The sequence below is a fragment of the Stakelama saccharophila genome (assembly GCF_032229225.1).
In the GTDB taxonomy this organism is placed as follows: Bacteria; Pseudomonadota; Alphaproteobacteria; order Sphingomonadales; family Sphingomonadaceae; genus Sphingomonas; species Sphingomonas saccharophila.
The window spans coordinates 901,654-926,692 of sequence record NZ_CP135076.1; the positions used below are offsets into that span (position 1 = coordinate 901,654).

Consider the following 25,039-nt stretch of genomic DNA (forward strand, 5'->3'; position numbering starts at 1 on the left):
GATGAACGCCGGGCTTTGGCGGCGGAAGGCAGGCGTGATGGCGGATCAGGAGGCGCGGCCGACGCGCGAGCGGCTGACGGTGCTCGACCGCGCGGTGCAGAACGTGCTCGGCAAGGGTATCGACCGCACCGACGGCCCGGCCAAGGTGACCGGCGAAGCGCGCTACGCCTTCGAGGCGCCGGCGGACGACCCCCTTTATGGCTGTATCGTCACCGCGACGGTCGGCACGGGCACGGTCGAGCAGATCGACACGGGCGCCGCCGAAGCCGTGCCCGGCGTGGTGCGGGTGATCACCGATGATCCGCGCTTTCCCGCCGACATGGTCACGTCGATGCAGGCGCCGGACGCATGGCGGCTCGGTCGGGACATCCGCTTCTTCGGCCAGGCGATCGGCGTGGTCGTCGCCGAAAGCTGGGAGGCGGCGTGCGAGGGGGCTGCGAAAGTGGCGGTCCGTTATGCACCAGGCGAAGGTCGTTTCGATCCCGATCTTGCGGCCCCGGACGAGGAAACCCCCGCTACCGCCTTCGTCCCCCCGATCGCCAAGGGCGACTTCGATGCGGCCTGGGACGCGGCCGCCTTCCGCTATGACGAGACCTTCACCACGCCGATCCATTTCCCCGCCGCGATGGAGCCGCATGCGACGCTCGCCCTCTGGCGCGGCGACGATCTGGTGATCCATTCGAGCCTGCAGTCGATGGCGGGTTCGGCGAGGGCGATCGCGTCGGCGCTCGGGATAGACGCGGATCGGGTGCGTACCTTCGCGCCCTTTGTCGGCGGCGGGTTCGGCGGCAAGACCTCGGTCGGCGGCGACGCCGTCTATGCCGCGATCGCCGCGTGCGAAACCGGGCGTCCGGTCAAGGTCGTCCAGTCGCGCCGCCAGATCGCGTACGGCGTCCACCACCGCCCCGCGACGCGCCAGCGCGTCCGCATCGCCACCGACAAGGACGGGCATATCCTCGCGCTCGGGCACAACAGCGCCACCGTGCAGCGCGACGGGCGCAACTTCGTCGAGCCGGTGCATTTCGGCACCATCCACCTCTATGCCGGCGATGCGCGGTCGCTGACGACCAGCCTGTCGCGCGCCAGTCATCCGACGTCGGGCGCGGTGCGTTCGCCGGGCGAGGCATCGGGGACGATGGCGATCGAAGTGGCGATGGACGAGGCGGCCGAGCGGCTCGGCCTCGATCCCATCGAATTCCGCCGGCGGAACGAGCCGCGGGTCAGCCCTTCCAACGGCAAGCCGTTCGGCACGCGCAAGCTGCTGCAATGCTATGACGAGGGCGCCAGAATGTTCGGCTGGGACCAGCGCAACCCGAAGCCGGCGCAGATGCGCGAGGGCGACTGGCTGATCGGTATGGGCATGGCGGCGGCCGTGCGCGGCAATTTCACGGTCGAGGCGCGCGCGACCGTACGGCTGGAGCCCGATGGCAACGCCACCATCGCAACCGACATGACCGATATCGGCACCGGCACCTATACGATCCTGATGCAGATCGTCGCCGAGGCGCTGGGCTTGCCGCAGGAGCGGGTCACGGTCGAGATCGGCGACAGCGACCTGCCGGCAAGCGCGGGCTCGGGCGGCTCGTTCGGCGCCGGCAGCTCGACCTCTGCCGCCGCGCTCGCCTGCGAACGCATCGCGCAGGCCATCGCCGCGAAGATGGGCGCGGGGCGCGAGAACCTGACGCTGCAGGACGGCCACGCCATCGCCGAGAACCGCCGCGTGCCGCTGAGCGAAATCCTCGGCGGCGAACCGATCGAGGCCGAGGGACATGCCAAAGCGGGCGAGCACAGCCAGGCGCACGTCTCCTCCTCCTACGGCGCGCACTTCGCCGAGGTTGCGGTGAATGCCGTGACCGGCGAGGTGCGCGCGCGCCGGATGCTCGGCGTGTTCGACGTCGGCCGGGTGCTGAACCGCAAGACGGCGCGCAGTCAGCTTCTGGGCGGAATGATCTGGGGGCTCGGCTCGATGCTCCACGAGGACGGCGTCATCGATCACCGCACGGGCCAGTTCGTCAATCCCGATTTCGCCGAATATCACGTCGCCGCGCACGCCGACGCGCCGCCGATCGAGGTGCGCTTCATCGAGGAAATCGACGATCTCGCCAATGAGGCGGGGGCGAAGGGGGTGGGCGAACTCGGCAATTCGGGTTCGGGCGCGGCTGTGGCGAACGCGATCTACAATGCGACCGGCGTGCGGGTGCGCGACTTTCCCGTGACGCTCGACAAGCTGCTGGAAGGATTGCCGGCGCTATGAGCGAGACTGCAGCCGTGCTCCTGCGCAGGAGCACGGGAGAGAGGTGCGCAAATGGCCGATAACGATTCCGTCCTCGCTGCCGCAAGGGCGTGGCAAGGCGCGCCGATGGCGCTGGCCACCGTCGTGTCCACTTGGGGGTCGGCGCCGCGGCCGCGCGGCAGCCACATGCTCGTCCATCAGGATGGACGGTTCGAGGGGTCGGTGTCGGGCGGGTGCGTGGAGACCGACATCCTCGCAACCGCGGCCGAGGTGACCGCCGGCGCACCGTTCCAGCTCAAGGAATATGGCGTCGCCGACGCCGCCGCCTGGGAGGTGGGATTGCCGTGCGGCGGACAGATCTCGGTGATGATCCAGCCAGTCTCGGCGGAAGGGTTCGACCCCGAGTTGTTCGACCGCATCCGCGAGGCGCGCGAGGCGGGCCGGTCGCTCGACGTCGTCACCGATCTCGACAGCGGGCAGTCGAGCCTGCGCCCGATCGAGGGCGCCGCCTTCGTCAACCGCTACGATCCGCCGCGCCGGCTGCTCATCATCGGTGCGGTGCAGATCGCGCAGGCGCTTGCCGGGCTGGCGCGCGAACTCGGCATCGCCACCACCGTCATCGACCCGCGCGGGCGTTTCCTCACCGAGGAGCGCTTTCCCGGCGTCACGCTGGACGATCGCTGGCCCGATGAGGCGGTGGCGGCCTATGATCCCGGCCCGGCAGCGGCGGTCGTGACGCTCAGCCACGATACCAAGATCGACGATCCCGCGCTGATCGAGGCGCTGAAGCGGCCGACGGGCTATGTCGCCGCGCTCGGGTCGCGCAAGAGCCACGCCGCGCGACGCGAGCGGCTGGCCGAAGCGGGCTTCGCCGAAGCCGATCTCGACCGCATCGACGGCCCCGCCGGCATCGCCATCGGCGCGATCGGCCCGGCCGAAATTGCGCTGTCGATCGCCGCCGGCATGGTCAAGGCCTTCCATGATCGCGGCTGAGGATACCGCGCTCGTCCTGCTCGCGGCCGGGCGGTCGGAGCGGTTCGGCGATACCGACAAGCTGACCATCGACTATCTCGGTCGTCCGCTCGGCCTGCATGTCGTCACCGCGTTGGAAGCGATTCCGTTCGCGGCGCGGATCGGCGTGGTGTCGGACACGGCGCTCGACCTTGCCACCTGCGGCTATCAGGTCGTCCTGAACGAGCGGCCGGAGACCGGCATGGCGCGTTCGCTGCGCCTCGGGGTCGAGCGGGCGATGGAGACCGACGCGACAGCGGTGCTGATCGCGCTCGCCGACATGCCGCGGGTCACGGCGACGCATGTCTGGCGGCTGCTCGATTATGCCAGGGGACCCGACACCGTGATCGCATCGAGTGACGGCACCATCCCCCGCCCGCCCGCGCTGTTCGGCCGCGACCATTTCGGCGCGCTGCTGTCGCAGACGGGCGACCAGGGCGCGCGCGATCTGATCCGCGCGGGCCATCATGTCGTGACCTCCCCGCGCGAACTGATCGACATCGACACGCCGGAGGATTTCGCGCGGCTGAAGGATGCATAGCGCGCTTGCGGGCGTCCTGCTCGGCCTTGCCTCGGCGGTAACGCTCGCCTTCGCCAATCTGGCGGTGAAGATGGGGAGCGACATCCTCGTCAGCCGGTCGATCCTGTCGATGAGCGCGGCGGCGCTGCTGCTGCCCTTCGCCTTTGTCGTGCCCGCGCCCGACGCGGCGACCTTCCATGTCCTGGCCTTCGCGATCCCGGCGCATTTCCTCTATCAATGCTGTCTGATCCAGGCGCTCGGCCGCGGCGAGTTGTCGCTCGTCTTTCCGGTCATGCGCGGCGGTTCGCCGCTCGTCACCGCCATCGTCGCGGGACTGGTGCTGGGCGAGGCGCTCAGCACGCTCGAATGGGTCGGGCTCGGCATCGCGGCCATCGCGGTGGTGATCTTCGCCCTGCCGCCCGGTGGGGCCGGCCTGCGCGCCCATCCGGACAGGGCGGCGCTCGGCTGGGCGCTGGCGACGGCGGGCGGGATCGCGCTCTACAACACGACCGATGCCTGGGGCGTGCGCACTGCGCCGGCGCCCGTAACCTATATCGTCTGGCTGTTCCTGTTCGACTGGATCTGCGTGACGATCGCCGCCGTCACGCTGCGCCGCCGCGCGCTCGCCGCGACGATCGCCGCGAAATGGCGCTACGGCGCGGCGGCGGGGGCGCTGTCGATCCTGTCCTTCGGCGCGGCGCTCTTCGCCTTTTCTTTCGTCGAGACGGCGAAGGTTTCGGCGCTGCGTGAGACATCGGTGGTGTGGGCGGCGGTGATGGGCGCGCTATGGCTGCGCGAAGGCTTCGGCGCGCGCCGAATGGTCGCTGCGCTCGCGCTGGCGGCGGGGCTGGTGCTGCTGCAGTTCGGCGGGTGAGGGGGAACGCCGGACGAACAACCGGGCGACCGGCGATACCCGTCCATCATGCTGCGCATGGTCTCCCTCCCCCTGTGGGGGAGGAATGGAATCGCCGTGCCTATTCGTGCCGCAGCGCCTCGATCGGGTCGAGCGCGGCCGCGCGCTGGGCGGGGAAATAGCCGAAGATCACGCCGATCAGGGCCGATACGCCGAACGCGATGATGTTGATAACGGGATCGAAGGTGAACGGCACGCCCATCGCCCCGGTGATGATGATGGAAAGCCCCAGGGCCAGCAGGACGCCGACAACGCCGCCCAGACAGCACAGCACCACCGCTTCGGTCAGGAACTGCATCCGCACCTCGCGCGCCAATGCGCCGATGGCGAGGCGGATGCCGATCTCGCGCGTGCGTTCGGTCACCGACACCAGCATGATGTTCATAATGCCGACGCCGCCGACGATCAGCGAGATGGCGCCGACGGCGGCCAGGAACGCGGTGATGAACGCCGTCGACTGCGCCGCCGTCGCCGCGATCTCGGCGGTGTCGATGATGTTGAAGTCGTTTTCCGCCGACCCCTGCAGCCGGCGCCGCTCGCGCAGCAGGTCGATCAGCGAGCTTTGGATCACCTTGCTGTCATAGCGGTCGTCATAGGAAATCACCATGAACTGGATGTCGCGCGACCCGGTGAAGCGGCGCTGCACCGTCTTCAGCGGCATGATGACGACGTTATCCTCGTCGCGGCCGCCGCCACCGCCCAGCCCGCGCGACTTCAGGGTGCCGACCACGGTGCAGGAAACGTCGTTCAGACGCAGCCGCTCGCCCAGCGGATCGGCCTCGGCGGGAAAGATGTTGTCGAGGACCTTGGGGCCGATGATGCAGACGCTTTCGCCCGCCGCCTGCTCGCGTTCGGTGAAGCGCCGGCCGGTGTCGACCTCCATGTTGCGCGCCTGCATGAAATCGTTGTTGGCGCCGTTGACGGTGGTCGACCAGTTCTGCCCGTTGTGGATCGCCGTGGCGCTCGTTTCCACCTCGCCGGCTGCTTGTTCGACGCCGGCGATCTGTTGCCCGATCGCGCGCACGTCGTCTTCGTGAAAGGGCCGGCTGTAGGCGCGGTCGCCGCGCACGGGAAACACCATCAGGACATTGCTTCCCAGCGAGGAGATCTGCTGTTTGACCTGGGCCGACACGCCGTTGCCGAGCGTCACCATGGTGATGACGGCGGCGACGCCGATGATGATGCCCAGCGTCGTCAGGAACGAGCGCATCAGGTGCCGCCGAATCTCTCGAAAGGCGAGGACGAGCGTGGTTCCGAACATCAGTTCGCCCTTTCGTCCGGGACGATCGGCGGCGCCACGCCGTCGACCGGCTCACCCGACCGGTGGCCGCGCTCGACGCGCTCCACCAGCCCGTCGCGGAAATGAACGATGGTCCGCGCAAAGGCGGCCATTTCCAATTCGTGCGTCACCATCAGGACGGTGATGCCGCTTTCGCGGTTGAGCTGCGTCAGCAACTGCATGATCTCGACCGAGCGTTCCGTGTCGAGATTGCCGGTCGGTTCGTCGGCGAGCAGCACGTCGGGATTGGTGACGATGGCGCGCGCGATCGCCACGCGCTGTTGCTGACCGCCCGAAAGCTCGGCCGGCGTGTGATCGGCCCAGGGCTTCAGGCCGACCTTGTCGAGCGCATCGAGCGCGGCTTCGCGCCGGTCCGCCTTCTTCTCGCCGCGATAGAGCAGCGGCAATTCGACATTCTCCAGCGCGCTGGTCCGCGCCAGCAGGTTGAAGCCCTGGAAGACGAAGCCGAGATATCTGCGCCGCAGCAGCGATCGCTCGTCGCGGTTCAGCGCCTGCACCTCGACGCCGCGGAACAGGAATTTGCCGCTCGTCGGCACGTCGAGGCAGCCGAGCATGTTCATCGTCGTCGATTTTCCCGAACCCGAAGGCCCCATCACCGCCATGAAATCACCGCGCGCGATGTCGAGATCGACGCCCTTCAACGCGCGGAAGGCGGCGCTGCCGGTTCCGAACGTCTTGGTGATGCCCCGGAGGCGGATGAGCGGGGCGTCGGTCAACTGCCGGCGGCTTTCTTGCCGGTGATGACCTTCATGCCGGCGCGCAGATCGTCGGATTCCACGATCGTCTGCTGCCCGTCGCTGGCTCCGGTCACGACCGAGATTGCCTGCGGCTTACCCTCGGGTCCGACGCGATAGACCGTCTGCTTGCTGCCGACCCCGATGGTCGCCTGCTGGTTCTGGTCGAGACCGAACCGCTGCGGGCCGAAGGCGCCGCCGCCGCCGGCACCGCCGGCCGATGGTTCGAAGCGCAGCGCACCGTTCGGCACCAGCAGGTGCTGCCCCGTCTGTTCGGTCCGGATCGTGGCGGTTGCCGTCATGCCCGGTCGCAGCAGCCCGTCCGGGTTCTGCACGTCCAGCACCGCCTTGTACGACACCACGGAATTGGTCGCGGTCGTCGTCGTAGTGCTGGACGACGTATCGGCCGTGGTGTTGGAGGCGAGATCGACGCGGCTGATGGTGGCGGGGAATTGCCGTCCGGGATAGGCATCGACGGTGAAGGTCGCTTTCTGCCCGGCCTCGACCTGGCCGACATCGGCCTCATCAATCGACACTTCGAGCTGCATCTGGCTGAGGTCCTGGGCCAGGACGAACAGCGTCGGCGTGTTGAAGGAGGCTGCGACCGTCTGGCCGGGTTCGACCTCGCGCGCCAGCACCACGCCGGTGATGGGCGACACGATCACGGCGCGCGAACGATTGGTGAGGTTGGACGAAAGCTGCGCCTCGGCCGCCGCGACATCGGCCTGGGCCGAGCGGACCTGCGCCTTGTCGCGCGCGACATTGGCGACCGCCGTTTCCATCTCGGTCTTGGCCGGCACGCGGCCGCCGGACAGCTTCTGTACCTCGCGCAGGCGTTCCAGCGACGCCTGATCCTGCTGCAAGGTCGCCTGTGCCTGCTCCACGCGTGCCTGGGCGGCATTCAGGTTGGCGCGCGACTGGGTGATCTGGTCGTTGATGACATCGGTGTTGATGACTGCGAGCCGCTGTCCCCTGGTGACATGATCGTTCACGTCGACCAGCACCTGGTCGATCCGGCCCGACACCTCGGACCCGACCTGGACCTGATTGGTGGGCTTCAGATTGCCGGTCGCCGTCACGGAGATGTCGAGCGAGCCTTTCTTCACCGGCTGGGTGATATAGCCGGTTGCGCCGCCGCTGTTCACGCAGTGGGAAACGAGCAGCCCCAGCAGGAGCACGCCGACGACGATGGCGCCCCATTTCAGCCAGAGGCGCCACCTGGGCCGGGGCTTCGCGCCGAGGAATTCGTCGAGCTGTTCGGTTTCCTGATCGGGCATCAGCGGTCCTGGAGGGTTGTTTCGGTAAAGGAGGCGGGCGGCAGGTCCGGGGTGGGGACGACCTCGCCCCAGCCGCCGCCAAGGGCGCCGTATAGCTGGATCAGCGCGTTCGCCTTGTCCGCCCGCGCCTGCGACAGGCTGTTGGCGGCGTTCAGGAGCGCGCTTTCGGCCTGGTTGAGCGTGGTGAAATCGGTGAGGCCGGCGCGGTACTGGCTGCGCGCAAGAATGGCGGCGTTGTTCGCCGCGTCCAGCGCGATGGTATATTGCTCCTCGCGCTCGCGGGCGGTGCGCAGCGCCACCACGGCGGTCTCGACATCCTCGAGGCCGGTCAGCACCGTCTGCTTGTAATTGTAGAACGCGCCCTGCGCCGCCGCTTCGTTGGAGCGGACCTGTGCCCGCAGGCGTCCGCCGTCGAAAAGGGTCTGTGCGATCCGGGCGAAGACGTTGCCGGTGATGATTTCGGTCAGATCGGTGAACGAGGTCGCGTTGGTGTCGATGCTGCCGCCCAGGTTCAGGGCGGGATAGAGTTGCGCCGCCGCCACTCCGATGCGCGCCGTCGCTGCGGCGAGGTTGCGCTCGGCCTGGCGGATATCCGGCCGGCGGCGCAGCAACTCGGCCGGGATACCCACCGCCACGGTGCCGGGGCCGGTCGGAATCGGCTTCTTTTCCGCCATTTCCTGCTTGAGCGCGCCGGGCGGCCGGCCGGTCAGCACGCCAAGGCGCGATACCGCCTGGTTATAGCTGTTTTCCAGCGACGGGATGGTGGCGGCCGTCTGCGCCCGTTGCTGCCGCGCCTGTTCCTGGTCGACGGACGAGACAAGGCCCGCCTGGACGCGGAATCCGGCGATTTCCAGATTGTCGTCCTGGATCGCGAGCGCCTGGCGCGCATTGGCCAGTTGCGCCTGATAAAGCCTGGCAAGCACATAGTTGCGCGCGATCTCGCCCTCGACGGAGATCAGCACGCTCGCCACATCGAAGCCGCTGGCCTCCAGATCGGCCCGGCTGGCCTCGACCGCGCGACGGTTGCCGCCGAAGATATCGGCCTGATAGCTCGCATCCGCACCGAGCGAGAAGCTGTCGCCGCTGCCGCGCGAAATCGTCGTCACCGTGCCGTCGGGAAGGGTATAGGTACTGGTGCCGCCGGCGATATTCTCGTTTCGCGAATAGTTGCCGCTGACGCTCAGGCTAGGGAGCAGCGCCGCGCGTGAGGACACCAGGGCCGCGCGCGCCTGGCGCAACCGCGTCACCGCCTGGGCGACGTCGAGATTGCCGTCCCCGGCCGAGGCGACGAGCGACTGGAGCAGCGGATCGTCGAAATTCGTCCACCAGCGGGTAAGGTCCGCCGCCTGCGCCGGTTCGGCTTCGACCGAATAGCTGTCGGGCACGCCGAGGGTGGATTGCGGCGGTTGGCGATAGTCCGGCCCGGCCGCGCAACCGGCAACGAGCAGACCGAGGCCGAGCGGCATAATTGGAGAACGCAGGCGTTTCATTGCCGCCTGTTCTATCCGGCTAACACGCATTGTCCATGATAGATTTGTCGTAGAATGTATCACCGGGCCGAAGCCATGTGTTCGAACGATGCGCGAAATGCGTCGGCGGGCTTGCAAATCGTGCCCCTTCGCCGCCACATGGGCCGAGGCAATGAGGAGAGCGCAGGATGGCCGAGCAGCCCCAAATCTATCCGGTCCCGGAAGAATGGAAACGCCGGGCGCGGGTGGACGCTGCGGGCTTTGAGACGCTTTATGGCCGCTCGATCGCGGATCCGGGCAGCTTCTGGCTCGAACAGGCGCGCCGCCTCGACTGGATCAAGCGGCCGGAGATCGCCGGCGACTGGTCGTTCGATGAGGCGGATTTCCACATCAACTGGTTCACCGACGGCAAGCTCAACGTCGCCGCCAACTGCATCGACCGCCATCTCGCCAGCCGCGGCGCCGCGCCGGCGATCATCTGGGAACCGGACGATCCCGACGAACCGGCCCGGCGCTATGCCTATCTCGAACTGCATCAGGAGGTCTGCCGCTTCGCCAACGTGTTGAAGGCGCAGGGTGTGGGGAAGGGCGACCGCGTCACCATCTATATGCCGATGATCCCGGAAGCCGCGTTCGCGATGCTCGCCTGCGCGCGGATCGGGGCGATCCATTCCGTGGTGTTCGGCGGCTTCTCGCCCGAGGCGCTGGCCGGGCGCATCACGGATTGCGACAGCGCGTTCTGCATCACCGCCGACGAGGGCCGGCGCGGCGGCAAGCGTATCCCGCTGAAGGCCAATGTCGACGCCGCCGCCGAGCGCGCGCCCGCGCTGGAAAAGGTGATCGTCGTGCAAGCGACCGGCGGTGACGTGGAAATGCAGGACGGACGCGACGTCTGGTATCACGAGGTCGCCGAAACAGTGTCGGACGACTGCCCGGCCGAGGCGATGGGCGCGGAAGACCCGCTGTTCATCCTCTATACCTCGGGATCGACCGGAAAGCCCAAGGGCGTGCTGCACACATCGGGCGGCTACCTCTTGTGGGCGAGCCTGACGCACGAACTCGCCTTCGATTATCGCCAGGACGAGATTTTCTGGTGCGCCGCCGATATCGGTTGGATCACCGGGCACAGCTATATCCTCTATGGCCCGCTCGCCAACGGCGCGACGACGGTGATGTACGAAGGCGTGCCCAACTGGCCCGACGCAAGCCGCATCTGGCAGATCGTCGACAAGCATCAGGTGAATACCCTCTATACCGCGCCGACTGCGCTCCGCGCGCTGATGGCCGAAGGCGACGCGCCGGTGAAGCGGACCAGCCGCGCGTCGCTGCGCCTGCTCGGCACGGTCGGCGAACCGATCAATCCGGAGGCCTGGCGCTGGTATCACGATGTCGTGGGCGACGGGCGCTGCCCCGTGATCGACACCTGGTGGCAGACCGAGACCGGCGGCCACATGATCGCCCCGCTTCCCGGCGCGCACGACCTGAAGCCGGGATCGGCGGTCAAGCCCATGCCCGGCGTCGACCCGCAGATCGTCGATGCCGACGGCAACGTGCTGACCGGCGCGGCGCAGGGCAACCTCGTCATCGCCAAGAGCTGGCCGGGGCAGATGCGCACGGTCTGGGGCGATCACGACCGGTTCTTCCGGACCTATTTTGCCGCCTATCCCGGCAAATATTTCACCAGCGACGGATGCCGGCGCGACGAGGACGGCTATTACTGGATCACGGGCCGCGTCGACGACGTGATCAACGTGTCCGGGCACCGCATGGGCACGGCCGAGGTGGAAAGTGCGCTCGTCCTGCACGCCAAGGTGGCGGAGGCCGCTGTGGTCGGCCGCCCGCACGAGGTGAAGGGGCAGGGCATCTATGCCTATGTCACGCTGAATTCGGGTGTGGAGCCTTCCGACGCGCTGCGCGACGAGCTGTGCCGCTGGGTACGCAGCGAAATCGGCCCGATCGCGACTCCGGACGCGCTGCAGTTCGCGCCGGCATTGCCCAAGACGCGCTCCGGCAAGATCATGCGCCGCATCCTGCGCAAGATCGCCGAGGGTGATATGTCGAGTCTGGGCGATACCTCGACGCTGGCGGACCCCGGCGTGGTCGACGATCTCGTTTCACATCGTATCGACTGAAACCGGATTGCGTCGCCGTTCCGCAACCGTTACACCTGGTTAAGACACCAGGTGGAGAGTTGGGGAAATGGGCAAGAATATCAGGTTCATGGCGCGGCTTGCGCTGGGTACGGCGGCACTTGCGCTGGCGGCGCCGTCAATGGCGCAGACCACCGGTTCCGCGCCGGAATACGGCGCGTTCGGAATCGACCTGTCGGCGCGCGACAAGAACGTCGATCCGGGCAACGACTTCTGGGCCTATGCCAATGGCGAATGGAACAAGACGGCCGAGATCGCACCCGACCGCACCTCCGCCGGGTTCGGCGTCAAGCTGACCGACGACGCGGAGGCTGATGTCCGCAAGATCCTGGCCGAACTGGCCGCCAATCCGCAGGAATACGGCGCATCCGGCAAGCAGATCGGCGATTTCTACGCGAGCTGGATGAACCGGGACCGGGTGGAAGCGCTCGGCACCAAGCCGCTGCAGCCCTATCTCGCGAAGATCGATGCGGTGCAAAGCCGCGACGACCTGCAAACGCTGTTCGCGACCGTCGGCTATGCCAGCCCGATCGAACTCGGCGTCATCCCCAGCCTGTCCGACCCGACGCGCTACACTGCGGTGACGGGGCAGAGCGGCCTGGGCATGGCGCGCGATTACTATTTGCTGGAAGGCGAGAAGTACGACGCCTTCCGCAAGGCCTATCGCGCCTATATCCAGCACATGCTGGAACTCGGCGGCATCGCCGATGCAAGCGCCAGGGCCGACCGGATCTTCGCGCTGGAGACGGCCATGGCGAAGCAGCAGTGGAGTCCGACGGAAAGCCGGGACATCGCGAAGCTGAACGATCCGCAGACGCTCGCCGGCCTGGAAAAGAAGGCGCCCGATTTCAACTGGCACCTGATGCTGGAAACCGCGGGCCTCGAATCCTCGCCGCAGGTGCTGATGACGCAGAACACGGCCGTCACGGCGATGGGCAAGCTGCTCGCCGCGACGCCGCTCCAGACCTGGAAGGATTATATGGCCTTCCACTTCATCTCCGACCATGCGCCGTATCTGCCCAAGGCGTTCGACGACGCGCATTTCGATTTCTATTCGAAGACGCTGTCGGGCGTGGAGACGCAGCGCGACCGCTGGAAGCGCGGCGTGGCGCTGGTCAACGGCGCGCTCGGCGAGGCGGTCGGCAAGATCTATGTCGACAAGTATTTCCCGCCCGAGGCCGAAGCGAAGATGGGCGAACTCATCGAGAATCTGCGCGCCGCCTATCACGACCGCATCGCCGGTTCGACCTGGATGGACGCCGAAACCAAGCAGAAGGCGCTGGAAAAGCTCGCTGCGTTCGAGCCGCGCATCGGCCATCCGGAGAAATATATCGACTATTCCTCGATCCGGGTGGACCGCGACGACCTGCTCGGCAACGTCATGCGGGCGAACGAATTCCAGCATCAACTCGAACTGGAGCGCTTTCCCAAGCCGGTCGACCGGTCGCTGTGGTCGATGACGCCGCAGACCGTGAACGCCTATTACAATCCGCTGGCGAACCAGATCACGTTCCCGGCGGCGATCCTGCAGCCGCCTTATTTCGACCCGAACGCCGATCCGGCCGTCAATTATGGTGCGATCGGCGCGATCATCGGCCACGAAATGGGCCACGGCTTCGACGACCAGGGCAGCCAGTTCGGACCGAAGGGCAAGTATGAGAACTGGTGGACCGACCAGGCCAAGCAGGCCTTCAAGAAACGTACCGCGGCACTCGCCGAACAATATGATGCCTATGAGCCGATTCCGGGCACGCACATCAAGGGCGAGCTGACGCTGGGCGAGAATATCGGCGACCTCGGCGGCATCGAGGCCGCCTATGCCGCCTACCGAAAATATCAGGAAAAGCACGGGGCGGCGCCGGTGATCGACGGGCTTACCGGCGATCAGCGCTTCTTCCTCGCTTACGCCCAGGCCTGGCAGTCCAAGCGGCGCGAAGACGCATTGCGGTCGCAGCTTCTCAGCAATCCGCACAGTCCCGCGAAATACCGGGTCAACGGCGTCGTCCGCAATGTCGACACCTGGTACGACGCGTTCGGGGTAACACCCGGCGACGCGCTCTACCTGCCGCCGGAACAGCGCGTACACATCTGGTAGGCACCGTTCGAGGGCGACACCCGCCGGACGTCCGCTGCGGGCCCGGGCATCGTCCCGGGTCCTTTTCGTTCCGGTCGAGACTGTCGGGAGACCCGGTGGGATAAGGACGCATATCGTCGGAGCGATCGTATCGGAGTCCGTCGATCGCAACCCGATATATCGGCGGCTTTCCCGGCGAGGAAACGCCTTTCCGCTCGCGCGCGCCGGCATGATCACTGCGCCGGGGCTTGTGTTGGCGTTCCTGTTGGGTGAACTGGGCGAATGACCGTCGGCGAACTCGAGGACCTGTTGCTGGCATCGCTGCTGCGCCGTGCAGGCGGAACGAAGCGGCGCTGGCGGCTCGTGCTCGGGCCGATCACCGTATACGACCCGGCGACCCACCCGCATTGCAACTGGCACGTCAACCCGACCGGCACGGCGGCGGAGAACGACACGATCGAGCGTCTGCTCGACGACGTTCGCGCCCGCCATCCACGCATATGCTAGAGGCGGATGCTGTCAGCTTTGCACACGATCAGCCTGACTTTGGGGGGGTCGGGAGCCGTGTGGCCGCCGCTCCCGGACTGCCCGCCGCCGCGGGAGCACAAGGAACGATAGCAGCGGTTGAACCGAGTGCCCCCTGCAGGGGTCGTTTCGGCGACCGCGCGGTCAATGTGCCGGTTCGATCCGCGACGGGTCCGCCTCGGCATAATGCGGCACGATCAGGTGAATCACCCCCAGGGCGATCATGTAGGCGAAGGCCGCCACCAGGAAGATCGGTTCATAGCTGCCGACCAGTTCCAGGATGATACCGGCATATTTGGCGAGCAGCATGCCGCCCACCGCACCGGCCAGGCCGCCCAGACCGATGACCGACCCCGCCATGCGGCGCGGGAACAGGTCGCCGGGCAGGGCGAACAGGTTGGCCGAGCAGCCCTGGTGGCCCGCGCAGGCCAGGCCGATCAGCGCGACCGCGATCCATATCGAGGGCACATAAGCGGCGAACGCGATGGGCAATGTGCACAGGGCCATCAGGAAGAAGGCGGTCTTGCGCGAGCGGTTGAGCGACCAGCCGCGCGCCAGCATGCGCGAGGAGAGATATCCGCCCAGGATCGAACCGCCGTCCGCCATCAGATAGACCGCGACCAGCGGCGGACCGAATTCCAGCATGGTCAACCCGAACTGCTTGTTGAAGAAATCGGGCAGCCAGAAGAGGAAGACCCACCAGACCGGGTCGATCAGGAAACGACCGGCCATGTACGCCCAGGTCTGGCGCAGCTTCAGCAGCGAGCGGAAGGTCGCCGGTTCGGCCCTGGGCTGCGGTTCGGAACGTATATAGGCAAGCTCCCCGGCCGATACGCGGCGGTGCTTGTCCGGCGTGCGGTAGAAGGCCAGCCAGGCGATCACCCAGATGACGGTGAGCGCGCCCGTCGCGATGAACGCCCAGCGCCAGCCGAACGCGGCCGCGATCAGTGGCACGGCGAGCGGTGTCACGATGGCGCCGACATTGGACCCGGCGTTGAAGATGCCGATGGCGAGTGCACGCTCGCGCCTGGGAAACCATTCGTTGGTCGCGGCCAGCGCGGCGGGAAAGGTCGCCGCCTCGCCGATCGCCAGCGGCAGGCGCGCCCAGATCATGCCGGCGGTGGAGGTGAAAGCAATGTGCAGGACATGGCCGATCGTCCAGATCGTCACCGCCGCGGCATAGCCGATGCGGGCGCCGACCCGGTCGATCACCCGGCCCGCGATCACATAGGACAGGCCGTAGGCGAGCTGGAAATACAAAGCGAGGTCGGCATAGCCGGTTTCCGACCAGTCATATTGTGCGGCCAGATCCGGCTTCAGCACCGAGATGACGAGGCGATCGATATAGCTGAGCACCACCGCGAAGAAGAGCAGGGCGCAGACGATCCAGCGGACATTGCCCGAAGGCTTGGGCGGACCGGCCGGCCGGCGCTGTGCGGTCTCGCCCGAACCGGGTTCGCTTTCCGCGCGCGCAGTCGCCGCCATCTCGTCCTCCCGCTGTCATCGCCGACGCGTCGACCGCGCGTTCGGCGATGGTGGTAGCGCTATCAGCGCGTCGCGTCCATCCGCCGCGCGATCAATGGAGGCGACGGCCCGGCACCGCGGCGGGCCAGCGGGCGTCAGTCGGGCGAAGAATCCTCCTCGTCGGCGCCGTCGCTGCGCACCATCGGTATCCAGCGCTTTGCGATCTGCAGCGCCGTGGTGAGCAGCAGACCGAACAGCGCGGCCAGGACCACCAGCACGAGTTGCCCCGCGCCGCACGCGATGCCGACCGCCGTGGCGAGCCAGATATTGGCGGCCGTCGTCAGGTTGTGGACCGCATTGCCGCGGACGAAGATAAGGCCGGCGGCGATGAAGCCGATCGCCTGGGCAAGGCCCTGCACCACGCGCAGCGGATCGGGCTGGGCATGCGAGCCGCGCAGTTCGGTGAAGATCAGCAGGGCAGATACGGTGATGACCGCCGAACTCAGCGCGACCATGGCGTGGGTGCGGATGCCGGCGGCGTGGCCGCGCACTTCGCGGTCGAAACCCAGCGCCGCGCCGACCAGCGTCGCCAGCCCCAGGCGCAGGGCCATCTGGCCGATACCGAGGTCGATCGCTGCCGGGTCCATGGCCGGTCAACGCCGCTGCGGTCTCTTCGATGCATTGCCGTTCGCGGGTCCCGCCCCTAGATCGAGCCCATGGCCCGCTCCGCGCAGACGCCGATCCCAGCCGCCACCGTCGTCGTCATGCGCGAGCGGGAAGCGGCGGCGCCGGAATTGCTGATCGTCGAGCGTGCCCGCGACCTCGCGTTCGCCGGCGGCGCGCTCGTCTTTCCCGGCGGACGGATCGATCCCGCCGACCGGGCGCTGGCCGAGGCCGCGGGGCCGGCTGCGCCCGACGATGCCGAAGCGCGCATCGCCGCGATCCGCGAGACCATCGAGGAGGCCGGCATCGCGGTCGGTTTCGCCCGGCCGATGACCGGGATCGACCTGAAACGCGTGCGCGCCGGCCTCCACGAAGCTGTGCCCCTGGTCCGGCTGCTGCCGATGGGGGCCGACAGTATCGCCTTCGACGCGCTGGTGCCGTTCGCGCGCTGGTGCCCGGAAATGGCGCATGCGCGCATCTTCGACACGCGCTTCTATCTCGCCCGCCTGCCGGACGACGCGCCGGAGCCGGTGGTGGACGGAACCGAGAATGTCCGCGCCTTCTGGGCGACCGCGCGCGACGTGCTCGACCGGGCGGATCGCGGCGACGGGCACCTCATCTTTCCGACCCGCCGCAACCTGGAGCGGCTGGCGTTGTTCGGCAGCTTTGCCGAAGCGGCGGAAGATGCCGTCGCGCATCCCGTGCGGACCATCACGCCCTGGATCGAGCAGCGCGCGGACGAACAGCACCTGTGCATTCCCGAGGATCGCGGCTATCCGGTGACCTCGCAGCCGGTTTCGGCGGCCTTTCGGGGATGAGGGCGCTGCGCCGCACGCTGCGCGCGCTCGTGGTGCTGATCTGCCTGCTGGCGCTGGCATTCGCGCTATATGCGTTCATCCGCAACCGGCCGCAGGACCTGCCCTGGACGCCGCTCGATCTCGGCCAGCCGGTCGGGCTGTTCACCGGGCGCAAGCTGACGGCGCTGACCGAGGATTATCCGCGCTGCCGGTTGCGGCTCGATCGCGCCGGAGCAAGCTATGCCGAGGCGCCAGAGGTGGATGGCGGCGACCATTGCGGCTATTCGGACGGCGTGCGCCTGCGCGCGCGCGGATCGAATACGATCCGGTTCGCGCCGGCGGACCTCACGACGTCATGCAGCGTCGCCGCGGCCTTTCTGATGTGGGAATGGAACACGATCCAGCCCGCCGCGCAGCGCATCTTCGGCCAGCGCGTCGAGACGGTGCAGCACTTCGGCAGCTATAGCTGTCGCCGGATGTACGGGCGCGACAGCGGCCCGTGGAGCGAACATGCCACCGCCGACGCGCTGGACGTGGCGGGCTTCGAGCTGGCGGACGGCACCCGGATCAGCGTCGCCGGCGACTGGAACGGATCGGGGGACAAGGCAAGATTTCTGCACGCGGTGCGCGACGGCGCGTGCGACCTGTATGCGACGGTGTTGTCGCCGGACTATAACGCGGCCCACCGTGATCACCTTCACCTCGACCAGGCGAACCGCGGCGCGGCGGGATGGCGAGCCTGTCGCTGAAGCGGCTCAGTTCGCGAAGGATTCGCCGTCGACCTTTTCCACCCAGGACGGGAAGAAGGCGGGCTGGCGCGCGGACCAGCCGGATGCGGTCGCCGCCGCCTCGCTGATCGACTGCAGCAACTTGCGGCGCAGGTCCGGGTGCAGTTGCGGCAGCGCGGCGGCGGCGCAGAAGGCGGCCGGCAGCCACGGCCGGACCTCTGCCCCGATCAGTCGTTCATAGAGGAAGCGATAGGCCGAGAAGTTCGTAAGCCGCCCCTGGCCCAGATCGAACGCGGAGACGGAGATCAGCGGCGCGAGAAAGGGTTCGACAGCGTCGAGCCCGGTATCGTCGGGCACCATGGCGCGAATGTCGGGCAACCTGTCATAGACGCGGGCCTGCGCACGGATGCTCGCCGCTTCCACCACATCGCGCGACCAGCGGGCAAGCGCATCCTCGCGGTCGAGGCCGATGTCCAGCGATCGGCGCACGTACCGCTGGGTCGCCGCGCTGAAATCCGCGAACTCCTTCATCTCCGACAGCGTCATCGCGCCTTCGGCCGGCTTCATTCTGGCACCCATGATCGACTCCACCCCAGTGCTCAATTGCGGACAATATGGACGAAGATGGCTAACCAGAGGCTGAACGCCCATCCGCCCGCACCCGAATGGAATCATAAAAGGCTATTGCGTTGCAACGAAAGTTGCGACGAATGGAGCGCGGGCCGCCATTTGTTGTCGGCGGTGCGACATTTGCGTACCATTCGGTACGGTGCCGCCGCCGAGCCGCCGTCAGTCGGCGGTCAGTTGCACGAATGCGTTGCTGATCCAGCCCGACAGGCACGGGCCGTCATAGGTTCGCGGTTCCGAGACATGGCGTCTTGTGCCGCACGCGGCCGCATCGGCACCGTTTGGGCGGACGACGACGCCGAGCCAGCGCTGGTCGAATGACCGGGTGCAGACGTCGACCCGATCACCGTTCACGACCTGCCCCGTGATATCCGCTTCGGCAAAGGGCGCGGTGCGGACCGGCAGGGTTTCCCCGGCGCCCAGTTCCACGACCACGCCTCTGGTCGAGCAGGCGGGGAAATCGGGGCCGCTTTCGCCGATGCGGACCGGCCGTATGCCGGGATCGAGCGGCCGGGCAGCGGGGGACGTGGTGTCATTCTCTACCGCGTCCCGGTCAATCGGCGTTCGATTCTGACAGGCGGCAAGGGCCAGGCACAGGAACAACATCATGCAGCGCATGGGCCATCTGTATCGACCCCGACCCCGATTTGCGAGACGCCTTTGCGCTTTGCCGAGCGCCCGATTAGGGTCGCGCCGTCTGAATTGTTGCGGGTTGCTTCATGAGTCTTCGTATTTTCGGTGCCGCCGCCCTGGCCGGCGCCCTCGCCGCCTGTACCGGCACCGCTTCCGATGCCGCCTCCTCGCCGGCGCCGTCCGGTTCGCCCGCGGCGGACGCCAGCGCGCCGGCCGTCGCGCCCGTGCTGCTGACGCCGGAGGCGAGGGACGTCCACAGCTATGCCGTGCCGTCGGTAGCGCGCGTCACCCATGTCGCGCTCGACCTGTCCGCCGATTTCGACGCCCATGTCCTGCGCGGCACCGCGACGCTCGACATCAAGGCGGCGGACGATGCGAACCAGATCGTACTCGACACCCGCGATCTCCGCATCGCTTCGGTTACCGACGGCCGGGGCAGGACGCTGCCGTGGAAGGTGGGCGAAAGCCATCCCGCGCACGGGGCGCCCCTGACGGTGGGCCTCGACGGTACCGATCGGATCAAGATCACCTATGCCACCGCGCCCGACGCACCCGCGCTGCAATGGCTCAGCCCGAAGCAGACGGCGGGCGGGAAATATCCCTATCTGTTCAGCCAGGGTGAGGCGATCCTCAACCGGAGCTGGATTCCGACGCAGGACAGCCCCGGCATCCGCCAGACCTGGGACGCGTCGATCACGGTGCCGAAGTCGTTGACCGCGGTGATGTCGGCGGAGATGCTGACGCCCGAGGGCAGGCCCGCTTCCGGCGACCGTCACACCTTCCGCTTCCGGATGGACAAGCCGGTCGCGCCCTATCTGATCGCGCTCGCCATCGGGAACCTGGAGTTCAAGGCGCTGGGTCCGCGCACCGGTGTCTGGACCGAGCCGGGCATGCTGAAAAAAGCGGCCTGGGAATTCGCCGACCTGCCGAAATTCGTCGACGCGGCCGAAGACCTGTACGGCCCGTATCGCTGGGGCCGCTACGACGTGCTCGTCCTGCCGCCCAGCTTTCCCTATGGCGGGATGGAAAATCCGCGCCTGACCTTTGCCACGCCGACGGTAATCGCCGGCGACCGCAGCCTCGTCAGCCTGGTCGCGCATGAACTGGCGCATAGCTGGTCGGGCAATCTCGTCACCAACGCCACCTGGGACGATTTCTGGCTCAACGAGGGCTTCACCACCTATTTCGAGAACCGCATCATGGAAAAGCTGTACGGCAAGCGCCGCGCGGCGATGGAGGCAGATCTCGGCTGGAGCGGCCTGCAGGAAGCGATCAAGGACGCAGGCGGCCCGTCCTCGCCCGACACGCAGCTCCACCTGAACCTGACGGCCGATCGCGATCCCGATGCCGGGATGGGCGAGATCGCCTATGAAAAGGGCGCGACCTTCCTGCGCACGATCGAAAAGGCGGTGGGGCGCGAGCGGTTCGACGAATATCTGCGCGGCTATTTCGATCGCCACGCCTTTCAGCCGCAAACGACGGCCGGCTTCCTGAAGGATATTCGCGCGCATCTGTTCAAGGACGACCCCGACCTTGCGAAACGGATCGGGCTTGAACAATGGGTCTATGAACCCGGCATCCCGGACAATGCGGTCCATGTGAAGTCCGACGCCTTTCCGGCGATGGATATGGCGGCGAAGGAATATGCAGAGGGCGGGCTGGTCGCGAGCGTGCCCGACGATGTCAGCACGCAGGAACGGGTACGGTTCCTGAACCGGTTGCCGCGCGACCTGAGCCGAGAGCGGTTGGCCGCGCTCGACGAACGGTTCGATTTCAGCCACGCGGGCAATAGCGAGATCCGCTTCGCCTGGCTGATGCTGGCGCTCGGCAACCGCTATCCGCCCGCGGCGGAATCGGCCGAGCAGTTCCTGACGTCGCAGGGCCGGCGCAAGTTCGTGGCGCCGTTGTTCGAGGTGATGATGAACGAGGGCGATTGGGGGCAGTCGCTCGCCAGGCGCATCTATGCCAAGGCGCGTCCGGGCTATCACTCCGTCACCTCCGGCACGGTGGACGAGATCGTCGGCTGGAACGGGGCCTGAGGGCGGCAGGCGAGGCGCCGGGGCCGGTATCGATCCGCCGGTCGTCGTCTCATCGCCACGGTTCGTCCCGAAATCGGCCCGGCAGGCCGGGTGCGGGGCTTTTCCGTTAACGGTTTCAGTGCTTTCTGGCCGGCGACAACATTGCGGGGTCGAAGGGGGCCGGATGCAGTTCCACCGTTTTGCAGCGCGTTTCGCGCTGGCGCTATCGCTTTGCCTGATGACGGCCGTTCCGGCGCAGGCGAAATACTGGCAGTGCGTGACCTTCGCGCGCGAGGTTTCCGGCATCGACATCCACGGCAATGCGCGCACCTGGTGGTCCCAGGCGGACGGGCGCTACGTCCGCGGCGATATGCCGGAAGCAGGCGCGGTGATGTCCTTCGCACCGATCGCGCGGATGCCGTTGGGCCATGTCGCGATGGTGTCGAAGGTGGTGAACGACCGCGAAGTGCTGCTGACTCATGCCAACTGGTCGGTGCGCGGCGGCGTGGAGCACGATGTCCGCGCGGTGGACGTGTCCGATGCCGGCGACTGGAGCGAGGTGAAGGTCTGGTACGGCCCGATCGGTGCGCTGGGCAGCACCACCTATCCGGTCAATGGCTTCATCTATCCCGATGCCGGGCCGGATGCGGACGACCTTCCCGGCGGTGACGCGCTGCCGCTGCCCATGGCGAAAAGCGACTTGGCCCAGCGCGGCATCGTCACGCTGGTGAACTGAGCGTCGGCGGCGTCAGGCGGCGGCGAAGGTCATCGCCGCGCCGTTCATGCAATAACGTTTTCCCGTGGGGGGCGGCCCGTCGTTGAAGACGTGGCCGAGATGCCCGCCGCAACGGCTGCACAACACCTCGATCCGCGCCATTCCCAGCGAGCCGTCGCGCCGCGTCGTCACCGCGCCTTTCAGCGGTGCATAGAAGCTGGGCCAGCCGGTGCCGCTTTCGAACTTCGTCTTCGAGGAATACAGCGCATTGTCGCAGCCGGCGCAGTGAAAGATGCCGGCACGCTCGATCTTGTTGAGCGGACTGGAAAAGGGGCGTTCGGTCCCGCCTTCGCGCAGGATATGGAATTGTTGTGGCGTCAGACGCTTCTTCCATTCGGCGCGGCTGAGGTTCACCGCGAACGCCTCCGCCGCACGCGTCTCGCCGGCCGAACATCCCATGGTGACGGCGGCGGCGGATATCCCGGCGGCGGTCAGAAAACGGCGGCGGTCGAGCAGCATGGCGGGGTTCTTCCTTCGGAGTGCGCCGGAACATTCGCATGGGCGGCGCAAAAGGTTGCACCGCCCGCCCGTGCCGTCGTGCGACGATGGCCGGGTCGGTTGATCAGAGGCCCGGCCCGACCACGCCGAACATGACGCCTTCGGGGTCGCTGGCGACGATGATGCGGTCGCCGCCCGGCACCTCCACCGGCCCGTGATGCACCGTGCCGCCCCGGGCCTTCACCGTTTCGGCCGCTTCTTCGATATCGGGTGCGCGGAAGTAGAATTGCCAGCCGGGCGGCGGGCCGGGATCCGGCGCCGTCATCGTCGCGCCGATCGTCGTGTCGCCGACCGCCACGAAGACATAGTCGCCCATCTCTCCCATCGGCATCCTGTCGGGGAAGGTCCAGCCGAACACCGCGGCATAGAAAGCGTGCGCGCCCTCCTGATCGGGCGTCGCCAGTTCGTTCCAGTTGCACTTGCCGAACCCCGCGCGTTCGAAGGCGGTGCTCGTTTCGTCCGGTTCGCCGCGCATGACATAGAAGGCGATGCCCTGCGGATCGCGGACCATGGCCATGCGGCCGACGCCCGCAATGGTCCAGGGCGGCATGATCACGCCGCCGCCCGCGGTCTCCACCGCCTTTACCGTCGCGTCGACATCGTCCACGCCGATATAGAAGAACCAGCCGGGACCGGCGCCGCCTTGCAGCATGGCCTCGGTCAGCCGCATGACGCCGCCGACCATTTGGCCGCCCGCCGTCCCGATCATGCGATAGTCCATGTCGCCTTGCGGTCTTGCCTCGATCGTCCAGTCGATAACGTCGTCGTAGAATGCCTTGGCGGCGTCCGGGTCGGCGGTCATCAACTCGTACCAGACAGGGCTTCCATGGGGATTGCGCATTCCGCTTCTCCTCAGGCGTCGCTGTCGAGCAGAATGGAAAATCCGCCGAAGAACATGCGCTTGCCATCGAAGGGCATCTCGCCGTCGGGTTGCATGCGTTCATCGGCCATCATCTTTTCCCAGCCGGCGTCCCGCGCTTCTTTCGATTCCCAGGTCATCCAGGAAAAGACGACGTTCTCGCCTTCCTCCGCCCTCACGGCGCGGTAGAAATCGGTGGTCTCGCCATGCTTGATGTCGTCGCCCCAGCATTCGACGAGCTGAAGCACGCCGTGTTCCTTGAACAGCGGCAGCGCCTTGGCGGCCATCGCCCGGTACGCTTCCTTCTTGTCGTGGGGCACCGGAACCACGAAACCGTCGACATAGGTCATTTCGATATCCTCCTTCAGATGGCGGCCGGCACGGTAGCGCTTCGGTTGAGATCAACGAGTTGCGCTTCCATGGCGCGAACGAGGAGTTCGGCCTCTTCGACCGCGAAAGCTGGTGATTTCAATGTCGGCGTTCGGATCCATCGGCATGACAGTGCTCCTTCACGCGGCTTCGGCGGCGCGTTCGATCGCGGCGATGTCGATCTTTCTCATCGTCATCATCGCCTCCATCGCGCGGCGCGCGCTGTCGGCATCGGGATTGTCATAAGCGAGTTCGATCAGCCGGTCGGGCGTGACCTGCCAACTGATTCCCCATTTGTCCTTGCACCAGCCGCACATGCTTTCCGCCCCGCCATTATCGACGATCGCGTTCCAATAGTGGTCGGTCTCGGCCTGGTCTTTGGTCGGGATGACGAAGCTCACCGCTTCGCTGTGCCGGAACATGTCGCCGCCGTTCAGAAGGATGAACTGCTGGCCCAGAAGCTCCAGCTCGACGACGATCACGTCGCCCGCCTTTTGCGAGGGCGTGTCGGCGGGTGTGCGCTGGACGCGGGTGATGCGGCTGTCGGGGAGCAGTGCGGTGTAGAATTTCGCCTGTTCCTCTGCGGTATAGTTGCACCAGACGCACGTGCTGAGCTTCGTCATGGCATCTCTCCTGCGCCGCGAGTCGGCGGACTTGAGGATCGTGCGCGCAATGGTTATAAAAAGCAACTATGAAGTCAGAAAAAATAACTACAGATTGGAAATCCAGGCAAAAGCGCTGGTATGACGACGCCTGCGGCACCGCGCTTGCGCTGGAACTGGTGGGCGAACGCTGGTCGCTGCTGATTGTGCGCGAACTCATGTACGGCGGAAGACGCTTCGGCGAACTTCGCGCCAGCCTGCCCGGTATCAGCGCCAATGTGTTGACGCAGCGGCTGGAAGGGCTCGAGCGGATCGGGGTGCTGCACAGGCGCAAGCTGCCGCCGCCGGCGTCGGTGCAGGTCTATGAGCTGACCGAATGGGGCCGCGCGAGCGAGACCGCGATCCAGGAACTGGGGCGCTGGGCGGTCAGGTCGTCGCTCCACGATCCGACGCTGCCGCTCAGCGCCGCCTCGCTGATGATGTCGTTCCGCACGATGCACGACGGCACGCTGGTCGGCGATCTCGATGCGCGGATCGGCTTTCGGCTGGGCGCCGACGAATTCGTGGGAAGGCTCGACCGCCATGGCTTCGACGTACGCCGCGAAGATCCCGCCGGCGCCGACGCCGCCTTCCACGCCTCGCCCGAAACCATGGCGTCGATCGTCTATGGCGGGCGGCCGATCGCCGATGCGGAGGCGGCCGGCGCATTGCGCATCCACGGCGACCGCGCACTGGCGGAGCGCTTCGTGCGGCTGTTCGTTCTGCCGGACAAGCTGGCCTGAACATGGGCGGGCGGCGGC

24 protein-coding genes are annotated in these 25,039 nt (G+C 67.1%); 12 read left to right on the top strand and 12 right to left on the bottom strand.

From position 1 onward, the window contains the following. Window positions 1-37 precede the first annotated feature (37 nt). From RPR59_RS04095 to RPR59_RS04110, 4 genes are read left to right on the top strand one after another with little or no spacing between them, the layout of a single operon-like run. Entirely contained in the window at window positions 38-2,254 is a 2,217-nt protein-coding gene (locus RPR59_RS04095; RefSeq protein WP_313916938.1) for a xanthine dehydrogenase family protein molybdopterin-binding subunit, read from the top strand. 51 nt (window positions 2,255-2,305) lie between these two features. Further along, window positions 2,306-3,226, top strand: coding sequence for an XdhC family protein (locus RPR59_RS04100; RefSeq protein WP_313916940.1), 921 nt, complete (start codon window positions 2,306-2,308; stop codon window positions 3,224-3,226). Further along, on the top strand, window positions 3,213-3,785 hold the full coding sequence (locus RPR59_RS04105) for a nucleotidyltransferase family protein (protein ID WP_313916942.1): 573 nt from the start codon (window positions 3,213-3,215) through the stop codon (window positions 3,783-3,785). Before RPR59_RS04100 ends, RPR59_RS04105 begins: the two co-directional genes overlap by 14 nt. Further along, a complete protein-coding gene (locus RPR59_RS04110) occupies window positions 3,778-4,638 on the top strand; it encodes an EamA family transporter (protein WP_313916944.1) in 861 nt (286 codons plus the stop codon). The genes RPR59_RS04105 and RPR59_RS04110 overlap by 8 nt, the downstream gene beginning before the upstream one ends. 100 nt (window positions 4,639-4,738) lie before the next feature. Here RPR59_RS04110 and RPR59_RS04115 read toward each other — a convergent pair whose 3' ends face one another. Genes RPR59_RS04115 through RPR59_RS04130 form a run of 4 tightly spaced genes read right to left on the bottom strand, consistent with a single transcriptional unit; the run spans window position 4,739 to window position 9,478 of the window. After that, on the bottom strand, window positions 4,739-5,938 hold the full coding sequence (locus RPR59_RS04115) for an ABC transporter permease (protein WP_313916946.1): 1,200 nt from the start codon (window positions 5,936-5,938) through the stop codon (window positions 4,739-4,741). Then, complete coding sequence (locus RPR59_RS04120; RefSeq protein ID WP_313916948.1) at window positions 5,938-6,693, bottom strand: ABC transporter ATP-binding protein; 756 nt, start codon at window positions 6,691-6,693, stop codon at window positions 5,938-5,940. The genes RPR59_RS04115 and RPR59_RS04120 overlap by 1 nt, the downstream gene beginning before the upstream one ends. Next, entirely contained in the window at window positions 6,690-7,988 is a 1,299-nt protein-coding gene (locus tag RPR59_RS04125) for an efflux RND transporter periplasmic adaptor subunit (protein ID WP_313916950.1), read from the bottom strand. Before RPR59_RS04125 ends, RPR59_RS04120 begins: the two co-directional genes overlap by 4 nt. Beyond that, on the bottom strand, window positions 7,988-9,478 hold the full coding sequence (locus RPR59_RS04130) for an efflux transporter outer membrane subunit (protein WP_313916953.1): 1,491 nt from the start codon (window positions 9,476-9,478) through the stop codon (window positions 7,988-7,990). Before RPR59_RS04130 ends, RPR59_RS04125 begins: the two co-directional genes overlap by 1 nt. Before the next feature lie 167 nt (window positions 9,479-9,645). On the opposite strand from RPR59_RS04130, the gene acs reads away from it, so the two are divergent. The 3 genes from acs to RPR59_RS04145 all read left to right on the top strand — a co-directional run bounded on the left by acs (window position 9,646) and on the right by RPR59_RS04145 (window position 14,188). Continuing rightward, on the top strand, window positions 9,646-11,589 hold the full coding sequence (gene acs / locus RPR59_RS04135; protein WP_313916955.1) for an acetate--CoA ligase: 1,944 nt from the start codon (window positions 9,646-9,648) through the stop codon (window positions 11,587-11,589). A gap of 67 nt (window positions 11,590-11,656) precedes the next feature. Further along, window positions 11,657-13,702 carry a M13 family metallopeptidase gene (locus RPR59_RS04140; protein WP_313916957.1) on the top strand — a complete coding sequence of 682 codons (2,046 nt, stop codon included), beginning with the start codon at window positions 11,657-11,659 and terminating at the stop codon, window positions 13,700-13,702. A 261-nt stretch (window positions 13,703-13,963) separates the two neighbouring features. After that, a complete protein-coding gene (locus RPR59_RS04145) occupies window positions 13,964-14,188 on the top strand; it encodes a hypothetical protein (RefSeq protein WP_313916960.1) in 225 nt (74 codons plus the stop codon). A gap of 162 nt (window positions 14,189-14,350) precedes the next feature. Here the strand turns inward: RPR59_RS04145 and RPR59_RS04150 are convergent, their stop codons facing one another. Beyond that, window positions 14,351-15,691 (bottom strand): MFS transporter, encoded by a 1,341-nt coding sequence (locus tag RPR59_RS04150; protein ID WP_313916961.1) that lies wholly within the window; start codon window positions 15,689-15,691, stop codon window positions 14,351-14,353. A 134-nt stretch (window positions 15,692-15,825) separates the two neighbouring features. Continuing rightward, on the bottom strand, window positions 15,826-16,317 hold the full coding sequence (locus RPR59_RS04155; RefSeq protein WP_313916963.1) for an MgtC/SapB family protein: 492 nt from the start codon (window positions 16,315-16,317) through the stop codon (window positions 15,826-15,828). A gap of 69 nt (window positions 16,318-16,386) precedes the next feature. Between RPR59_RS04155 and RPR59_RS04160 the strand changes: the two genes are divergently transcribed. Then, entirely contained in the window at window positions 16,387-17,151 is a 765-nt protein-coding gene (locus RPR59_RS04160; RefSeq protein ID WP_313916965.1) for an NUDIX hydrolase, read from the top strand. Continuing rightward, window positions 17,148-17,879: an extensin-like domain-containing protein gene (locus RPR59_RS04165; protein WP_313916967.1), complete on the top strand. Its 732-nt coding sequence runs from the start codon at window positions 17,148-17,150 to the stop codon at window positions 17,877-17,879. Before RPR59_RS04160 ends, RPR59_RS04165 begins: the two co-directional genes overlap by 4 nt. A 6-nt stretch (window positions 17,880-17,885) precedes the next feature. Here RPR59_RS04165 and RPR59_RS04170 read toward each other — a convergent pair whose 3' ends face one another. Both RPR59_RS04170 and RPR59_RS04175 read right to left on the bottom strand, forming a co-directional pair. Further along, window positions 17,886-18,437, bottom strand: coding sequence for a hypothetical protein (locus RPR59_RS04170; RefSeq protein ID WP_313916969.1), 552 nt, complete (start codon window positions 18,435-18,437; stop codon window positions 17,886-17,888). 210 nt (window positions 18,438-18,647) lie between these two features. Further along, on the bottom strand, window positions 18,648-19,103 hold the full coding sequence (locus RPR59_RS04175; RefSeq protein ID WP_313916971.1) for a hypothetical protein: 456 nt from the start codon (window positions 19,101-19,103) through the stop codon (window positions 18,648-18,650). Between the two features lie 101 nt (window positions 19,104-19,204). Between RPR59_RS04175 and RPR59_RS04180 the strand changes: the two genes are divergently transcribed. After that, a complete protein-coding gene (locus RPR59_RS04180; protein WP_313916974.1) occupies window positions 19,205-21,157 on the top strand; it encodes a M1 family metallopeptidase in 1,953 nt (650 codons plus the stop codon). 163 nt (window positions 21,158-21,320) lie between these two features. Then, a complete protein-coding gene (locus tag RPR59_RS04185; protein WP_313916976.1) occupies window positions 21,321-21,872 on the top strand; it encodes a CHAP domain-containing protein in 552 nt (183 codons plus the stop codon). A gap of 12 nt (window positions 21,873-21,884) precedes the next feature. Here RPR59_RS04185 and msrB read toward each other — a convergent pair whose 3' ends face one another. From msrB to RPR59_RS04205, 4 genes are all read right to left on the bottom strand, one after another. Beyond that, a complete protein-coding gene (gene msrB, locus RPR59_RS04190) occupies window positions 21,885-22,370 on the bottom strand; it encodes a peptide-methionine (R)-S-oxide reductase MsrB (protein ID WP_313916978.1) in 486 nt (161 codons plus the stop codon). Window positions 22,371-22,473: 103 nt separating this feature from the next. Continuing rightward, window positions 22,474-23,250, bottom strand: a complete 777-nt coding sequence (locus tag RPR59_RS04195; RefSeq protein ID WP_313916980.1) for a VOC family protein — start codon at window positions 23,248-23,250, stop codon at window positions 22,474-22,476. Between the two features lie 11 nt (window positions 23,251-23,261). Further along, window positions 23,262-23,618 (bottom strand): DUF1428 domain-containing protein, encoded by a 357-nt coding sequence (locus RPR59_RS04200; RefSeq protein ID WP_313916982.1) that lies wholly within the window; start codon window positions 23,616-23,618, stop codon window positions 23,262-23,264. A gap of 159 nt (window positions 23,619-23,777) precedes the next feature. Further along, on the bottom strand, window positions 23,778-24,260 hold the full coding sequence (locus tag RPR59_RS04205; RefSeq protein WP_313916984.1) for a VOC family protein: 483 nt from the start codon (window positions 24,258-24,260) through the stop codon (window positions 23,778-23,780). Window positions 24,261-24,328: 68 nt separating this feature from the next. Between RPR59_RS04205 and RPR59_RS04210 the strand changes: the two genes are divergently transcribed. Next, window positions 24,329-25,021: a winged helix-turn-helix transcriptional regulator gene (locus tag RPR59_RS04210; RefSeq protein WP_313916987.1), complete on the top strand. Its 693-nt coding sequence runs from the start codon at window positions 24,329-24,331 to the stop codon at window positions 25,019-25,021. Window positions 25,022-25,039 lie beyond the last annotated feature (18 nt).

Bases quoted from the DNA above. Each gene is read 5' to 3' on its own strand.
- RPR59_RS04095 (WP_313916938.1), top strand. From the start codon at position 38: ATGGCGGATCAGGAGGCGCGGCCGACGCGCGAGCGGCTGACGGTGCTC.
- RPR59_RS04100 (WP_313916940.1), top strand. From the start codon at position 2,306: ATGGCCGATAACGATTCCGTCCTCGCTGCCGCAAGGGCGTGGCAAGGC.
- RPR59_RS04105 (WP_313916942.1), top strand. From the start codon at position 3,213: ATGATCGCGGCTGAGGATACCGCGCTCGTCCTGCTCGCGGCCGGGCGG.
- RPR59_RS04110 (WP_313916944.1), top strand. From the start codon at position 3,778: ATGCATAGCGCGCTTGCGGGCGTCCTGCTCGGCCTTGCCTCGGCGGTA.
- RPR59_RS04115 (WP_313916946.1), bottom strand. From the start codon at position 5,938: ATGTTCGGAACCACGCTCGTCCTCGCCTTTCGAGAGATTCGGCGGCAC.
- RPR59_RS04125 (WP_313916950.1), bottom strand. From the start codon at position 7,988: ATGCCCGATCAGGAAACCGAACAGCTCGACGAATTCCTCGGCGCGAAG.
- RPR59_RS04130 (WP_313916953.1), bottom strand. From the start codon at position 9,478: ATGAAACGCCTGCGTTCTCCAATTATGCCGCTCGGCCTCGGTCTGCTC.
- acs (WP_313916955.1), top strand. From the start codon at position 9,646: ATGGCCGAGCAGCCCCAAATCTATCCGGTCCCGGAAGAATGGAAACGC.
- RPR59_RS04140 (WP_313916957.1), top strand. From the start codon at position 11,657: ATGGGCAAGAATATCAGGTTCATGGCGCGGCTTGCGCTGGGTACGGCG.
- RPR59_RS04145 (WP_313916960.1), top strand. From the start codon at position 13,964: ATGACCGTCGGCGAACTCGAGGACCTGTTGCTGGCATCGCTGCTGCGC.
- RPR59_RS04150 (WP_313916961.1), bottom strand. From the start codon at position 15,691: ATGGCGGCGACTGCGCGCGCGGAAAGCGAACCCGGTTCGGGCGAGACC.
- RPR59_RS04155 (WP_313916963.1), bottom strand. From the start codon at position 16,317: ATGGACCCGGCAGCGATCGACCTCGGTATCGGCCAGATGGCCCTGCGC.
- RPR59_RS04160 (WP_313916965.1), top strand. From the start codon at position 16,387: ATGGCCCGCTCCGCGCAGACGCCGATCCCAGCCGCCACCGTCGTCGTC.
- RPR59_RS04165 (WP_313916967.1), top strand. From the start codon at position 17,148: ATGAGGGCGCTGCGCCGCACGCTGCGCGCGCTCGTGGTGCTGATCTGC.
- RPR59_RS04170 (WP_313916969.1), bottom strand. From the start codon at position 18,437: ATGGGTGCCAGAATGAAGCCGGCCGAAGGCGCGATGACGCTGTCGGAG.
- RPR59_RS04175 (WP_313916971.1), bottom strand. From the start codon at position 19,103: ATGCGCTGCATGATGTTGTTCCTGTGCCTGGCCCTTGCCGCCTGTCAG.
- RPR59_RS04180 (WP_313916974.1), top strand. From the start codon at position 19,205: ATGAGTCTTCGTATTTTCGGTGCCGCCGCCCTGGCCGGCGCCCTCGCC.
- RPR59_RS04185 (WP_313916976.1), top strand. From the start codon at position 21,321: ATGCAGTTCCACCGTTTTGCAGCGCGTTTCGCGCTGGCGCTATCGCTT.
- msrB (WP_313916978.1), bottom strand. From the start codon at position 22,370: ATGCTGCTCGACCGCCGCCGTTTTCTGACCGCCGCCGGGATATCCGCC.
- RPR59_RS04195 (WP_313916980.1), bottom strand. From the start codon at position 23,250: ATGCGCAATCCCCATGGAAGCCCTGTCTGGTACGAGTTGATGACCGCC.
- RPR59_RS04200 (WP_313916982.1), bottom strand. From the start codon at position 23,618: ATGACCTATGTCGACGGTTTCGTGGTTCCGGTGCCCCACGACAAGAAG.
- RPR59_RS04205 (WP_313916984.1), bottom strand. From the start codon at position 24,260: ATGACGAAGCTCAGCACGTGCGTCTGGTGCAACTATACCGCAGAGGAA.
- RPR59_RS04210 (WP_313916987.1), top strand. From the start codon at position 24,329: ATGAAGTCAGAAAAAATAACTACAGATTGGAAATCCAGGCAAAAGCGC.